Source organism: Mesorhizobium sp. M0293, from assembly GCF_040321735.1.
GTDB lineage: Bacteria > Pseudomonadota > Alphaproteobacteria > Rhizobiales > Rhizobiaceae > Mesorhizobium.
Window position 1 is genome coordinate 14,466 of record NZ_JAMYSA010000031.1, and the last position, 13,968, is coordinate 28,433.

Here is a 13,968-nt window from a genome sequence, read left to right on the forward strand (position 1 = left end):
CATACGGTCTGGAACCCGGCTGGCAAGCCGCGCTATTGGTCTGGCATGAGCAAATTGACACCAACCGCCTTGGCCTTTGATCCAGCCACTCACCACCTGCGGCTTGACCCGCACGAGCCGGCCTTTTTTCAAAACCCATACGAGGCCTATGCCTTTCTGCACGACGCATCGAATGCATTCTTCTGGGAAGAATTCGGCTTCTGGTGCTTTGGCGGCTTTGACGACGTCAACCGGCTGCTGCGCGACCGGCGCTTCGGCCGCCAGAACCCGGCCGGCATTCCGGACAGTCGCGGCATTGGTCAAGACCGCAGCCATCTCAGCGCTTTCGACGGCATAGAAGCCAATTCGATGCTGGAGCTGGAGCCGCCGGTGCACGCGCGGCTTCGAACGCTGGTCAACCGTGCCTTCGTCTCGCGCCAGGTCGAACGGCTGCGGCCGCGTGTCGAAGCGCTCGCCAACGACCTGATCGACCGTTTCGATCCGGGCAAGACCGTCGACCTGTTGCCGGCCTTTGCGGCGCCGCTGCCGATCACCATCATTGCCGAAATGCTCGGCGTGCCGGTCGAGATGGGGCCGCAACTGCTCGGCTGGTCGCACCAGATGGTTGCCATGTACATGCATGGCCGCACGCGCGAAACCGAGGAGACGGCCAACCGCGCCGCAGGCGAATTTGCCGATTTCCTGCGCGGTTACGTCACCGAGCGACGCAAGAACCCCGGCGACGACCTGCTGTCGCTGCTGATCTCGGCGCAAGAGGACGGCCAAAAACTGTCGGAGGACGAGATGGTGTCCTCGGCGATCCTGCTGCTCAATGCCGGCCATGAAGCGACTGTGCATCAGACCGGCAATGCCGTCCGCTCAATCCTGGTGCAAGGCGGCGATGTCAGCCGCTTCTTCACCTCACCCGAAGCGACCGCTGCCACGGTCGAGGAATGCCTGCGCATCGACGCGCCTCTGCACATGTTCACGCGCTACGCCTATCAGGAGATCGAAGTCTCGCCCGGCATCGTCGTGCAGCCGGGCCAGACGATCGGGCTGCTGCTCGGCATGGCCAATCATGATCCGCGCGCCTTCGTCGAACCGCAAGCCTTCCGGCCCGGCCGCGCGGACCAGAAGAACGTATCCTTCGGCGCCGGCATCCATTTCTGCATCGGTGCGCCTCTGGCCCGGCTCGAATTGCAGGTATCACTGAAAACCCTGTTCGAGCGGCACCCAAAGCTCCATCTTGCTGAAGAGGCGCGCTCCCGCGACACTTACCATTTCCATGGGCTGGAAACGCTCGCCGTCGGCTTCTGACGATCGCGGGCCTAGGGCTGCCTCGGTCAGTTTCCGGGGAAATAGGATGGCGCCGGTTTGCCTGACATGACCGAGTTGAAATTCGCCTTCCTGGAAGAGCCGCCATTCTGCTTTGCCGATGCATTGGGCGAGGTCTCAGGCTGTGACGTCGAGCTTGCACGCAGGCTCGGTGAGATGCTCGGATTGGCGAGCTTCAAGCCGATCGAGACCGAATTCGCCGACTTGCTGCCAGGGTTGGTTGACGGCCGATGGACCATGACGACCGGACTGTTCGTCTCCGAAGAGCGCAGGCGGCTTGTCGACTTCACCCGGCCGATCTGGGCATTGCAGGACGGACTGCTGGTCGTGAAAGACAATCCGCGCGGCTTTCGCAGCTACCAATCCATTGCCAGTGACCGGACGGCGTTGATTGGCGTCATAACCGACCAGGTTCAGCATCTTACGGCGTTACACAACGGAATCGCGCCTGAGCAAGTCAGGATGTTCGCAACGCAGGCGGATGCGGCGGACGCAGTGGCCATCGGGACGGTGCACGCCTATGCCAGCGTTGCGATGGCGCATCGAGGCTATCTGATCCGGCGGCCCGATATGCCGCTTGGGCTTGTAGAGGTTCCCCCGATTGAAAAGCAGCCGTCGGCCGGTGCCTTCGCGATCGCCAAGGGCAACAGCGCCCTGCTCCGGCGTATCGATTCCTGCCTCGATGAGTTGCTGGGCAGCGACTGGCACCGGCAGATGATGGCGCGATACGGATTTTCGGACAGCGATATCGATCGCGTCGTCTGATCCGTTCCCGATGCCTACAGCTTGATCACATACTCCTTGCGAGTCGTTTCAAGCACTTCCCAGCTACCCTTGAAGCCGGGCCTCAGGACAAAACTGTCGCCGGTCTTGACGGTGCGCGCCTGCCCGCCATCCTCCGCGATCACCGAAACGCCGGACAGGATGTGGCAGAACTCCCACTCGTCGTAGACGATGCGCCACTTGCCGGGGGTCGATTCCCAGATGCCGGCGTAGAGGCCGCCTTCCCGCTCCTCGACGTTCCAGGTGAGGAATTTCGGATCACCTGAAATCAGGCGATCCGGCGCAGGCGAGCCAGGCTCGGCCTCGACGCTGTTGGCGTCGAGGGAAAGGAAAGTCGCTGCGCTCATGAAAGGCTCCGCTGTAGCGGGCTTACCCTCTCCCTTTGTGAGGAAGGTCGTCAAGCGCACAACCCCGAAAATCGGATCGATTTCCGGAGGCTCCAGCTAGAAATCTGTGGCGTTGGGAACGCACCTCACTGTGTCGTATGTAGATCATATTCGCCGCGTGAAGCGTGCCGCCTCTTCCGAACCGCGGGTGGCGTCGCCGGCGCTGTAGGAATGAGCGCCAGCGCCGGCGAGCTTGCCGCCATCGACGATCAGATATTCCTCACGGATCGGCCGGCCTTCGAACCAGCATTCCAGAATTTCGCGGGTGCCCGCGGCGTAGCGCGCCTGGGCGGAGAGCGACGATCCTGAGATGTGCGGCGTCATGCCGTGATGCGGCATCGATCGCCACGGATGGTCCTTGGGAGCCGGCTGCGGGAACCAGACGTCACCGGCATAGCCGGCGAGTTGGCCACTCTCCAGCGCGCGGGCGATAGCGTCACGATTGCAGATCTTGCCGCGCGCCGTGTTCACCAGATAGGCGCCGCGTTTCATCCTGGCGATCATCGTCTCGTCAAAGAGGTTTTCCGTCTCCGGATGCAGAGGCGCATTGATCGTCACCACGTCGCAGACGCCGACCATGGATGCGGGGTCCTTGTGGAAGGTGACGCCAAGCTCTTTCTCGACCGCCTCAGGCAGGCGGTGGCGATCGGTGTAGTGCAACTTGACGTCGAACGGCTTCAGCCGGCGCAGCACCGCGCTCCCGATCCGGCCGGCACCGACGGTTCCGATCTGCATTCCCTCGATATCGTAGGAGCGTGCGACGCAGTCGGCGATATTCCAGCCGCCTTTCACGACCCACTGGTAGGACGGGATGTAGTTGCGCACGAGCCCCAGGATCATCATGACCACATGCTCGGACACGCTGATCGAATTGCAGTAAGTCACCTCGGCGACCGTGATGCCGCGGTCCATGGCGGCCTGAAGATCGACATGGTCGGATCCGATGCCGGCGGTGATCGCAAGCTTCAGTCTGCTTGCCTTGGCTATTCGTTCTTCGGTCAGATATGCCGGCCAGAACGGCTGCGAGATCACGATTTCGGCGTCAACGAGTTCGCGTTCAAAAATGCTGGCGGGGCCGTCTTTGTCTGAGGTCACCACCAGGCTATGGCCCGCGCTTTCGAGAAATTTCCTCAAGCCGAGTTCGCCCGACACGCTACCGAGCAAGACCCCCGGTTCAAAGTCGATGGCCTTCGGCGTGGGAAGTGTCTGGCCGCCGGGATAGCGGTCGAGCTTTGGCAGGCCGTCCCGCGCATATTTTGTCGGATAACCGTCGACCGGATCGTCATAGAGGACGCAAACGACCTTTGCCATTGTGTATCTCCCTTCGTCTGACAACGAAGAGGAAAACGCTCTGTTGTTAACGCTGCCGGCCAACGATGGCCGGCACGGCGATGCTCTGTTGAATTGCTGGTGTGGAGCAGACTCATCTGCCGGCGCTTCCTCATTCGGAAAGTTGTGCGCTATTGCGTATTACATGGAAGACCCGGGCATGGTTTCAAGTGCTGCGGGCGGCACTGGTGCAGCGTTCAATTTCCTTTATTTCAGACCGCGCGCACGGTCTGCTGACACCAAATGCTTGATTTTATGCCGGCGTCGACCGCGACAAGAATGGCCTCTTTCCGATATCACTATGCCCTCCCCGCGCAGGGGAGGGTAATGCGCTCAGACCTTGGCAAGCGCCTGTTCGAGGTCGGCGACGATGTCGTTGACGTTCTCGATGCCGATCGACAGCCGCACCGTGTCCGGTCCCGCGCCGGCCTTGACCTTCTGCTCGTCGGAAAGCTGGCGGTGCGTGGTCGAGGCCGGGTGGATGACCAGCGACTTGGTGTCGCCGACATTGGCGAGGTGCGAGAACAGTTCGAGCGCCTCGACGAATTTGACGCCGGCGTCATAGCCGCCCTTCAGAGCGAAGGTGAACACGGCGCCGGCGCCAAGTGGGGAGTACTTCTTCTGCAGCGCGTTGTTCTTGTCGCTGGGAAGGCCGGGGTAGTTCACCGAAGCGACCTTGGGGTGATTGGACAGCCAGGCAGCGACCGTCACGGCGTTGTCGCAGTGGCGCTGCATGCGCAGCGGCAAGGTTTCCAGGCCGGTCAGGATGAGGAAGGCATTGAACGGCGAGATCGCCGGGCCGAGGTCGCGCAGGCCGAGCACACGCGCGGCAATGGCGAAAGCGAAATTGCCGAAGGTTTCATGCAGGATGAGGCCACCATATTCGGGGCGCGGCTCCGACAGCATCGGGTACTTGCCCGACTTCGACCAGTCGAAGGTGCCGCCATCGACGATGGCGCCGCCGATCGAATTGCCGTGGCCGCCGATGAACTTGGTCAGCGAATGGACGACGATGTCGGCGCCATGCTCGATCGGCCGGATCAGGTAGGGCGAGGCCAGCGTGTTATCGACGATGAGCGGCAGGCCATGCTTGCGCGCAATGTCGCCGATCTTCTCGATATCGACGAAGGTGCCGCCCGGATTGGCGAGGCTCTCGATGAAGATCGCCTTGGTCCTGTCATCGATCTGGCTTTCGAAGGTCGAGATGTCGTTGGTATCGGCCCAGCGTACCTCCCAGCCATAATTCTTGAAGGCATGGCCGAACTGGTTGATCGAACCGCCATAAAGCTTGTTGGCGGCAACGAAATTGTCGCCCGGCTGCATCAGATTGTGGAACACGATCACCTGCGCGGCGTGGCCGGAGGCGACCGCAAGAGCCGCCGTGCCGCCTTCGAGTGCCGCCATACGCTCTTCCAGAACTGCCTGCGTCGGATTCATGATGCGGGTGTAGATGTTGCCGAAGGCTTTTAGCCCGAACAGCGAGGCGGCATGGTCGGCATCGTCGAAGACGAAGGAGGTCGTCTGGTAGATCGGCGTGGCACGAGCGCCGGTCGCCGGGTCGGGCTTGGCGCCGGCGTGAACGGCGAGCGTATTGAAACCTGGCGTGCGGGTCACTGAAAACCTCCCTGAAAAACCTTCTGAAATTCGCCGGGCATTCTTGGCGAACCCCGGCCTCGAATGCAAAGAAGAAAATACCCTTCCGTGCAGGACCTTCTATCAAGCGGCAGGAAAATACGGCGTTTGCCGGAATAATTTTGCGCTGTTGCCCCTCGCCTACTTCTGGCGCACGCCGAAACTCTGGAATCCGGAGCGCATCAGCGGCTTCTTCGACGACAGTACGCCGGAGTTGACGCCGGTCCAGCCGATCTCGCCGGATAGTTTACCGTATTCGATCTTGGGGCAGCGGTTCATCACCACCTTGACGCCGGCGGCCTCGGCGCGGGCGGCTGCCTCGTCATGGCGCACGCCAAGCTGCATCCAGATCACTTTCGGCAAGGGATCGAGCCGCAACGCCTCATCGACTATGCCGGGCACTGCCGTCGGCGCGCGAAAAATGTCGACCATGTCGATCGGCTCCGGAATATCGGCCAGCCTGGCATAAGTCATCCGGCCGAGGATTTCCTTGCCGGCCTGACCAGGATTGATCGGGAATACCGAAAAGCCCTTGGCGAGCAGATATTTCAGCACGAAATAGCTTGGCCGCACATCATTGGCGGATGCGCCGACCATGGCGATGGTCTTCACCGAGTTGAGGATGCCGGCGATGTAGGTGTTGTCGTAGCTATCGTGGTTCATGGTCGTCCTCATACAACGCCTCGTCGAGAAAACCATCGGGGTCATTGCTGAAATCGCGCAGCATGCGGAAGTGGTCGGTATCACGAAAGTCGGCGGGTTCCAGCCCAAACCGGCTGATGCGGAACAGTTGTGCGCCGGGACAGGCCATCAGCAATGGCGAATGCGTCGCCATGATCACCTGCGCGGTGCCCGACCGGTCCATGCGCCGCAGCATCTTGAGCAGCTCGATCTGGCGCGAGGGAGACAGCGCGCTCTCGGGCTCGTCGAGGATGTAGATGCCTTGCCTGCGGCAGCGCTCCTCGAAAAAGCGGATGAACCCCTCGCCATGCGACCAGGACAGGAAATCGGGAGGCGCCCCGCCAGATTCCAGCGCCGCCTGATCGAGGTAGCGGGCGATGGAGTAAAAGGACTCGGCGCGAAAGAACCAGCCGGCGGTGACTTTCGGCAGCCAGTGGCCACGGAACGTGTCTGCTAGCGCAGCACCGCTCTTGTCGATGGCGCTGGAATGGTCGACCGGCCGGTAGCCCTTGCCGCCGCCTGCTTCGTCATAGCCGGCCAGCGCGCCGATCGCCTCGAGCAGCGTCGATTTGCCGGTGCCGTTCTCGCCGACGATAATGGTGATCGGCGTGGTGAATTCGAGTTCGAAGTCGTGGCCGCGAAACAGCGGCAGGTTCCAGGGGTATTTTTCCCAATCCTCGACCCGCGCGGGGTCGAGCAGAATACGCTTGAGATAGGGTGCCTTGAGCCGCGTCAGCTGCTTGCGGTAGGCCATCAATCGGGCAGCGAGATCGTGCCGTCTTCCGCGATAGGAAAGGCCGGATTGTGCGCCACTTCCCAGACATGCCCGTCGGCGTCGGCGAAATAGCCATACCAGCCGCCCCAGAAGGCGCGCCCGGCCGGCTTGACGATGCGGCCGCCGGCTTTCTCGGCCCTGGCGAGGACTTCATCGACCTCCGTGTCGGAACGGGTGTTGTAGGCGAGATAGACAGCGGACGGTGCGCCGGAAAAGGCAACACCCGAATCCTCCTCGGCGCTGGCGCGCGGAAACAGGCCGAGAATGACGCCGCCCATCTGGAAGAAGGCGACACCCTCGGTGATGCCGGTGTGACGGGTCAGCCCCATCGCTTCGTAGAAGCGCACGGCGCCGTCGAGATCGTCGGTGGCGATCGTGATGATGGAGATGCGGGGTTCCATGGTGCTGCTCCTATTCGTCCGCCCACTCCGGCTTGCGCTTGCCGATGAAGGCGCCGATGCCTTCCTCGGCGTCGCGCGCAAGCATGTTCTCGACCATGACGCGGCCGGCGTAGGCATAGGCGTCCGCCAGTCCCATTTCGGCCTGCGCGTAAAAAGCTTCCTTGCCGGTCTTGACCACCAAAGATGATTTGGAAGCAATGGTTTGCGCGTATTTGGTGACAATCTGATTCAGATATTCGCGCGGCACGACGCGGTTGACCAGGCCGAATTCCTTGGCGGTCGCCGCATCGATCGTCTCGCCGGTCAACAGCATCTCCATCGCATGCTTGCGCGAGACGTTGCGCGACAGCGCCACCATCGGCGTCGAGCAGAACAAGCCGATGTTGACGCCTGGCGTGCAGAAGGTCGCCTCATGCGAGGCAATCGCCAGATCGCAACTGGCGACCAGTTGCAGCCCGGCGGCGGTGGCGAGGCCCTCAACTTCGGCAATCACGGGCAGTGGATGACGCACAATCGCCTGCATCAGCGCGGCACAAGCAGCAAACGTCTCTTCGAAGAAGGCCTTGCCATGATCGGCATCGGCGCGCCGCGCGGTCATTTCCTTGAGATCATGGCCGGCGCAGAACACCTTGCCGGACGCCGACAAAATGATGACGCGAACGGCCTTGTCGGCCCTGGCGCGCTCGAGTTCCGCCGTCAGCGCCGCCATCACTGCCAGCGACAGCGCGTTGGCGGGTGGATTGGCGAGCGTCAGGCGCAGCACGCCCTTGTCCAGCCTTGCGGCAACCGGACCGTCAACGGGAGCAGGCTTGATGGCAAGGATTTCGGCCATGGATAGGGTCTCCGCGATTCCGCTCGGGGCTGTCAGAGTATCTAATACCGGATCGGGTTTCGTCCACCACCGATCGCTTGCGCCAAGCGACGAAGGTTGCCAGAAATGCCGCGCTGCGCTCATACCGGCATGCACAAAACGAGAGGCCGACATGCCCGCCCATTCCAATCTCAAGCCGGTGCTGACCGCACAACAAATCAACGCGCTGATGGAGACCGTCTATCCGCAACTCAACGAGCAGTTTAGATATTACGAGGCGATCGACGTGTTCCCAGGCGGCTGTATTGTGCGGCTCAATGCCGGCGAGCGGCATCTGCGTCCCGGCGGCACGGTGTCCGGTCCCTCGCTGTTCACGCTGGCCGACATCGGCGGTTATGTCTGCGTGCTTTCGCATGCCGGCCCGGATGCGCTCTCGGTCACTACCAATCTCAACATCAATTTCGTCCGCAAGGCCGAGACCGGACCGATCGATGGCCACTGCCGCATCCTGAAACTCGGAAAGAGCCTGATGGTGTTCGACATCGACATCGTCGCCGGCCCGGACGGACACACAATCGCGCACGCCACCGGCACCTATTCGATCCCGCCGAAACGTAACTGACGATTGAATTTTCCTTTGATGTGTATATATATGCGCATAGGTGATTTTTGCTCGAACGTGACAGCCGCAGGATCGTAAAGCGCCTCAGGGAGGACGGGTTCGAGCTGATTTCCGTGCGCGGCTCGCACCACAAATTCCGGAAGGGCGAGATCGTGTTGATTGTTCCGCATCCCGAGAAGGATCTGCCGACCGGCACTGCTCGCGCGATCGCCAAGCAAGCTGGTTGGATCAAGATAGGTTGACGCGTCCTGGAGGCCGTGATGAAGAACTATTTCGCCTTGGTCGACAAAGATCTCGACAGCGCGTTCGGCATCCGCTTTCCGGACATTCCCGGCTGCTTTTCGGCCGCGGACGCAGCGGAAGACATCGTGCCTAACGCCGTTGAGGCCTTGCAATTGTGGGCGGAGGACATGCCTGTTCCCGAACCGTCCAGCCACGAAGCAATTGTGGCCCTTCCCGACATACGCAACGCGCTTGCCGAAGGCGGCTATCTGGTCTCGGTGCCGCTCATCGACAATGACAGCGCCGTCGTCAGGGCGAACGTCACTTTCGAGCGCGGTGTTTTGCGGGCGATCGACGCCGCCGCCCGCGAGCGCGGCATTACGCGATCAGCGTTCCTTTCCACCGCCGCGCGCAGGGAAATCGAGGCAAAGCACTGAGGCCGCCCCAGGCAAGCGCCTGTGGTCGATGTGGTAAAATAATACCTTTTACTTAAGGCGTTGTTTTTACTTTGCTTTACCTGCCATTCAGCCTTCTCGTGCGCCTTGACGCCACAACCACCCTCGCCTATAAGCCCCTCACGAAGCAGCGGCCCGCAAAGGCCGCCGTTTTGTTATTGGCGGCGGGCAAGCGCTTTTCGCCAATCCAAGCAACAAGAAACGCCTTCCCTTATGAAGGTCCGAACCGAAAGCAGAAAACATGACAACCTTTTCGCAGAAGCCTGCGGATGTGGTGAAGAAGTGGATCCTGATCGACGCCGAAGGTCTCGTCGTCGGTCGTCTGGCCACTGTCATCGCCAATCATCTCCGCGGCAAGCACAAGCCGACCTTCACCCCGCATGTCGACGACGGCGACAATGTCATCGTCATCAATGCCGACAAGGTGGTGTTCACCGGCAAGAAGTTCACCGACAAGGTCTATTACTGGCACACCGGCCACCCCGGCGGCATCAAGGAGCGCACCGCGCGCCAGCTGCTCGAGGGCCGTTTCCCCGAGCGTGTCGTCGAGAAGGCCGTTGAGCGCATGGTGCCGCGTGGCCCGCTCGGCCGTCGCCAGATGAAGAACCTGCGCGTCTATGCAGGCGCCGAGCATCCGCATGTCGCCCAGCAGCCCCAGGTTCTCGACGTGGCCAAGCTGAATTCCAAGAACAAGAAGGTCGCATAAGATGGCTGAGCTTTCCTCGCTCGCAGAACTGGGCGCCGCCACCGGCAACACCAACACGCAGCCGGCAGCCCCCGTCCACGTCCAGAAGCTCGACAAGTCGGGCCGCGCCTATGCCACCGGCAAGCGCAAGAACGCCATTGCGCGTGTCTGGGTGAAGCCCGGCTCGGGCAAGATCATCGTCAACGACAAGGAATTCGCGACCTATTTCGCGCGCCCGGTCCTGCAGATGATCCTCAACCAGCCGATCATCGCCTCCAACCGTTCGGGCCAGTACGACATCGTCGCCACTGTCGTCGGCGGCGGCCTTTCCGGCCAGGCCGGCGCCGTGCGCCACGGCATCTCCAAGGCGCTGACCTACTATGAGCCGACGCTGCGCGCCGTGCTCAAGAAGGGCGGCTTCCTGACCCGCGACAGCCGCGTCGTCGAGCGCAAGAAGTACGGCAAGGCGAAAGCCCGTCGTAGCTTCCAGTTTTCCAAGCGTTAAGAAGCGCTTGGGGCCAGTTCTCGAAGCGCTACGCGTTCCGGATCTTCAGACAATCGAAAAGGCCGCCTCCGGGCGGCCTTCTGCTTTTGGGGCTCTTGTTTACGTCTCGGCAGTCACCCCACCCGCGCCTGCGGCGCGACCTTCCCATCAAGGGGAGGTAAAAGAGCGCGGCGCCCTACCTCCCCTCGATGGAGAGGTCGGCGCGGAGCGCCGGGTTGGGTGATGGCGCCGACGCAACTCATGCTCGCGATGGGCTTCAGGACTTGCCGGCCCTGATGAAATCGATGAACGCCCGCAGCGGGGCCGGCACCAGGCGGCGGCCGGGATAGTAGAGAAACGGTCCGGGAAAACTCTGCCACCACGGCTCGAGCACCGGCTCAAGGGCACCGCTGTCGAAATAAGGGCGAAGCCAGCCCTCGAAGAGGCCGATGATGCCGGTGCCGGCGATGGCCGCATCGACGGCAAGGTCGGTTGCCCCGCCGATCCGCACGATCAATGGCCCCGTCGGATCGACCCGCACCACCTCGCCGTCGCGCTCGAATTCCCATGGCAGCATCGCACCGCTGGCAAAGCGGCCGCGCACGCAGGAATGTCCAAGCAGGTCGCTCGGGTGTTCCGGCCGTCCATGGCGATCCAGATAGGCAGGGCTGGCGGCGGTGGCGAAATGTTGCACACGCGGTCCGATCGGCACCGCGATCATGTCCTGCTCCAGGCGCTCGTCGTAGCGGATGCCGGCGTCGCAGCCGGCCGCCAGCACGTCGACAAAGTTCTCGTCGGCGATCACCTCCAGCCGGATACCGGGATAAGCGGCGAGAAAACCCGGGACGATGTCAGGCAATATCAGCCGCGCCGCACTCACCGGCACGTTGAGCCGCAACGAGCCCGCCGGCCTGTCGCGAAAGCCATTCACCACGTCCAGCGCCGCCTCCACCTCCGACAGCGCCGGGCCGAGCCGTTCCAGCAGGCTGAGGCCGGCCTCGGTCGGGACAACGCTGCGCGTCGTTCGGTTGAACAGCCTGACCCCGAGCTGTGTCTCGAGGCGACGCACCGCCTCGCTCAAGCCCGACGCGCTGCCGCCGCTGGCACGCGCGCCATTGCGGAAGCCGCCGGCGCGAGCCACTGCCACGAAAGCGTTCAGATCACTGAGGTCCATCATTGTTCGCAATTCCGTACAGCCTGTGTGGATTGTACCCGATTATCACAGGATCGAGCAGCGACTATCTCTGCCTCCTCAAAGGAGATCAATCCATGTCCAATATTCAACAGGCCGGCACCTTCACCCTTGGCAGCCATACCGTGAAGCGGCTCGGCTACGGCGCCATGCAGCTCGCCGGACCCGGCGTGTTCGGACCGCCGAAAGACCATGACGCGGCATTGGCCGTGCTGCGCGAAGCGGTCGCACAAGGCGTCGACCACATCGACACCAGCGACTTCTATGGTCCGCACGTCACCAACCGGCTCATCCGCGAGGCGCTGGCACCCTACCCCGACGATCTCATCATCGTCACCAAGATCGGCGCCCGCCGCGGTGCGGATGGTTCATGGCTGCCGGCCTTTTCTCCCGAAGCCCTGACCCAGGCGGTACACGACAATCTAAGCAATCTCGGGCTCGAAGTGCTCGATGTGGTTAATTTGCGCATCATGTTCGACACCCATGGCCCCGCCGAAGGGTCGATCGAAGCGCCGCTCACCGTGCTGGCCGAGCTTCAACGAAAGGGCTTGGTCAGGCATATCGGACTGAGCAACGTGACGGCTGCGCAGATTGCGCAAGGACGCCGGATCGCCGAGATCGTCTGTGTGCAGAACCAGTACAATCTGGCGCATCGCGGCGACGACGCCCTGATCGACGACCTCGCCCGCGAGGGCATCGCCTATGTGCCGTTCTTTCCGCTCGGCGGCTTCAACCCGCTGCAGTCTTCGACGCTGTCCGATGTGGCGAAGCGCCTCGGCGCCACGCCGATGCAGGTCGCGCTCGCCTGGCTGCTGCGCCGCGCGCCCAATATCCTGCTGATCCCCGGGACATCGTCGGTCGGGCATCTCAGGGAGAACCTAGCGGCTGCCGGGCTCGAACTGCCGCAGGATGCGCTCAGCAAGCTGGATGGCGTGGCGCTGGCGGCGTAAAGCACGGAACCTATCTCCCCCCTCGAGGGGGAGATGTCGCCAAAGGCGACAGAGGGGGTCGGTACGACCGGGCGCGCCCTCCGGCGGCAGATGGAGGTTGGCGCTCTGTGCGCGGTGACCCCCTCTGGCCTGCCGGCCATCTCCCCCTCAAGGGGGGAGATTCGCAATTTCTACGCCCCGTTCCTAGTTGATACTCGCCGTATTCGCCGGCTCAACCGGCCGCGTCTCGTCGGCATAAGGAACACGAAAACCGTTCGCTGCCAGCCAGTCGATTGCCGCTTTCGGCTCATCGGTCTGGAGGATGGTGGCGCCGCGATCGGCCCAAAAACCCCAGCTTTCGCGCGGCAGGCTGGCCTGGACCGCCAGTTCATCGCCTCGGCCGCCGGCAAGGAAGCCGCCCGGCTTGTTGACGATGGCGTAGGTATCGGCCCAGATGTGCCAGTTGCCTCTCACGGCGGCCGCGCGCATGCGCGTGCTGAACAGCGGTCCGCCGGTCTCGGTCAGCGTCTCGGCGCCTGCCCGCCAGTTGATCAGCTCGATCGCGCGCGGCGAAAAGGCGTGGTCGACCGTCTCGGCAAAACCGGCATCGCGCACAGCGTCGTCTGCAACAATCGGCATGAACTGGAAGCCGCCGCCGATGGCATCCATGGCGGCCTTGACCGTGGTGATCCTGCTCTGGTTCCACAGGTTCTCCTTGACGATGACCTGCTCGGCCATGCCGAGATCGCGAGCGACCGCAATCATGCCTGCGAGATCTCCGACGTCGAGCTTGTTGTCGAGGTTGATGAGGATCCTGTCCCTGGTCGCCAGCAGCATCTCGCGCAGCGTCGACACCGTCTCATCGGTGACGACGCCTGTGCCCTCGACCACCAGCCGGCAGGTCTTCAGTTCGGCCAGCGTGCGCTTGACCACCTCGCCCTTGCAGGTCGTGGTGCGGTCGAGCCAGCTGTCATGCATGACGACGAATTCGCCGTCCTTCGAGCGCCTGATGTCGACCTCGACGATTTCGGCGCCCATGGCGATCGAGCCTTCGACGGCGGCAATCGAGTTTTCCGGATAGAGCGTCTTGCCGGCCTGCATGCTGCCGGCGCGATGCGCGGCCACCATGATGTGGTCGCGCCACTGGTTGGCATGCTCGAAGCGGTCGAGGATCTGTCTGGCGCGGGTTTCGCCAGCCAAGGTGTGGCCACAGGCCGCCGCTAGTGCCGCGGAAAACAGAAGGCTCAGCCAGAGGGTCCGCATCGAG

General features: G+C 62.6%; 17 protein-coding genes. 8 read left to right on the forward strand and 9 right to left on the reverse strand.

Annotation, left to right across the window (positions count from 1 at the left end; genetic code table 11):
- Positions 1 to 45 precede the first annotated feature (45 nt).
- Together NKJ06_RS14045 and NKJ06_RS14050 are read left to right on the forward strand one after the other, a co-directional pair.
- Positions 46 to 1,296 carry a cytochrome P450 gene (locus NKJ06_RS14045; RefSeq protein WP_352629271.1) on the forward strand — a complete coding sequence of 417 codons (1,251 nt, stop codon included), beginning with the start codon at positions 46 to 48 and terminating at the stop codon, positions 1,294 to 1,296.
- Positions 1,297 to 1,362: 66 nt separating this feature from the next.
- Positions 1,363 to 2,079, forward strand: a complete 717-nt coding sequence (locus tag NKJ06_RS14050) for a transporter substrate-binding domain-containing protein (RefSeq protein WP_352629358.1) — start codon at positions 1,363 to 1,365, stop codon at positions 2,077 to 2,079.
- Between the two features lie 14 nt (positions 2,080 to 2,093).
- Here the strand turns inward: NKJ06_RS14050 and NKJ06_RS14055 are convergent, their stop codons facing one another.
- The 7 genes from NKJ06_RS14055 to NKJ06_RS14085 all read right to left on the reverse strand — a co-directional run bounded on the left by NKJ06_RS14055 (position 2,094) and on the right by NKJ06_RS14085 (position 8,133).
- Positions 2,094 to 2,444, reverse strand: a complete 351-nt coding sequence (locus NKJ06_RS14055; RefSeq protein ID WP_352629273.1) for a cupin domain-containing protein — start codon at positions 2,442 to 2,444, stop codon at positions 2,094 to 2,096.
- 144 nt (positions 2,445 to 2,588) lie between these two features.
- Positions 2,589 to 3,794, reverse strand: a complete 1,206-nt coding sequence (locus NKJ06_RS14060) for an NAD-dependent formate dehydrogenase (RefSeq protein ID WP_352629276.1) — start codon at positions 3,792 to 3,794, stop codon at positions 2,589 to 2,591.
- A 351-nt stretch (positions 3,795 to 4,145) separates the two neighbouring features.
- On the reverse strand, positions 4,146 to 5,426 hold the full coding sequence (locus tag NKJ06_RS14065; protein WP_352629278.1) for an O-acetylhomoserine aminocarboxypropyltransferase: 1,281 nt from the start codon (positions 5,424 to 5,426) through the stop codon (positions 4,146 to 4,148).
- A gap of 159 nt (positions 5,427 to 5,585) precedes the next feature.
- Positions 5,586 to 6,107 carry a CoA-binding protein gene (locus NKJ06_RS14070; RefSeq protein ID WP_352629280.1) on the reverse strand — a complete coding sequence of 174 codons (522 nt, stop codon included), beginning with the start codon at positions 6,105 to 6,107 and terminating at the stop codon, positions 5,586 to 5,588.
- On the reverse strand, positions 6,094 to 6,879 hold the full coding sequence (locus tag NKJ06_RS14075) for an AAA family ATPase (RefSeq protein ID WP_352629282.1): 786 nt from the start codon (positions 6,877 to 6,879) through the stop codon (positions 6,094 to 6,096). Before NKJ06_RS14075 ends, NKJ06_RS14070 begins: the two co-directional genes overlap by 14 nt.
- Positions 6,879 to 7,301 carry a VOC family protein gene (locus NKJ06_RS14080; RefSeq protein ID WP_352629284.1) on the reverse strand — a complete coding sequence of 141 codons (423 nt, stop codon included), beginning with the start codon at positions 7,299 to 7,301 and terminating at the stop codon, positions 6,879 to 6,881. Before NKJ06_RS14080 ends, NKJ06_RS14075 begins: the two co-directional genes overlap by 1 nt.
- A 10-nt stretch (positions 7,302 to 7,311) precedes the next feature.
- The gene (locus tag NKJ06_RS14085; protein WP_352629286.1) at positions 7,312 to 8,133 is read right to left on the reverse strand and encodes an enoyl-CoA hydratase; all 822 of its coding nucleotides are present in this window, start codon (positions 8,131 to 8,133) and stop codon (positions 7,312 to 7,314) included.
- 151 nt (positions 8,134 to 8,284) lie between these two features.
- On the opposite strand from NKJ06_RS14085, the gene NKJ06_RS14090 reads away from it, so the two are divergent.
- The 5 genes from NKJ06_RS14090 to rpsI all read left to right on the forward strand — a co-directional run bounded on the left by NKJ06_RS14090 (position 8,285) and on the right by rpsI (position 10,601).
- Positions 8,285 to 8,734: a PaaI family thioesterase gene (locus tag NKJ06_RS14090; protein ID WP_352809990.1), complete on the forward strand. Its 450-nt coding sequence runs from the start codon at positions 8,285 to 8,287 to the stop codon at positions 8,732 to 8,734.
- A 47-nt stretch (positions 8,735 to 8,781) separates the two neighbouring features.
- Positions 8,782 to 8,976, forward strand: coding sequence for a type II toxin-antitoxin system HicA family toxin (locus tag NKJ06_RS14095; RefSeq protein ID WP_352629288.1), 195 nt, complete (start codon positions 8,782 to 8,784; stop codon positions 8,974 to 8,976).
- An 18-nt stretch (positions 8,977 to 8,994) separates the two neighbouring features.
- Positions 8,995 to 9,393 (forward strand): type II toxin-antitoxin system HicB family antitoxin, encoded by a 399-nt coding sequence (locus tag NKJ06_RS14100; RefSeq protein ID WP_352629290.1) that lies wholly within the window; start codon positions 8,995 to 8,997, stop codon positions 9,391 to 9,393.
- 259 nt (positions 9,394 to 9,652) lie between these two features.
- Positions 9,653 to 10,117 carry a 50S ribosomal protein L13 gene (rplM, locus tag NKJ06_RS14105; protein WP_023759853.1) on the forward strand — a complete coding sequence of 155 codons (465 nt, stop codon included), beginning with the start codon at positions 9,653 to 9,655 and terminating at the stop codon, positions 10,115 to 10,117.
- A 1-nt stretch (position 10,118) separates the two neighbouring features.
- Positions 10,119 to 10,601 (forward strand): 30S ribosomal protein S9, encoded by a 483-nt coding sequence (gene rpsI / locus NKJ06_RS14110; RefSeq protein ID WP_352629292.1) that lies wholly within the window; start codon positions 10,119 to 10,121, stop codon positions 10,599 to 10,601.
- Between the two features lie 256 nt (positions 10,602 to 10,857).
- Here rpsI and NKJ06_RS14115 read toward each other — a convergent pair whose 3' ends face one another.
- Complete coding sequence (locus tag NKJ06_RS14115; protein WP_352629294.1) at positions 10,858 to 11,757, reverse strand: LysR family transcriptional regulator; 900 nt, start codon at positions 11,755 to 11,757, stop codon at positions 10,858 to 10,860.
- A 92-nt stretch (positions 11,758 to 11,849) separates the two neighbouring features.
- Between NKJ06_RS14115 and NKJ06_RS14120 the strand changes: the two genes are divergently transcribed.
- Positions 11,850 to 12,722, forward strand: a complete 873-nt coding sequence (locus tag NKJ06_RS14120) for an aldo/keto reductase family oxidoreductase (RefSeq protein ID WP_352629295.1) — start codon at positions 11,850 to 11,852, stop codon at positions 12,720 to 12,722.
- A gap of 183 nt (positions 12,723 to 12,905) precedes the next feature.
- On the opposite strand, the gene NKJ06_RS14125 is transcribed toward NKJ06_RS14120, so the two are convergent.
- Positions 12,906 to 13,964: a glycerophosphodiester phosphodiesterase family protein gene (locus tag NKJ06_RS14125; protein WP_352809992.1), complete on the reverse strand. Its 1,059-nt coding sequence runs from the start codon at positions 13,962 to 13,964 to the stop codon at positions 12,906 to 12,908.
- Between the last annotated feature and the right edge of the window lie 4 nt (positions 13,965 to 13,968).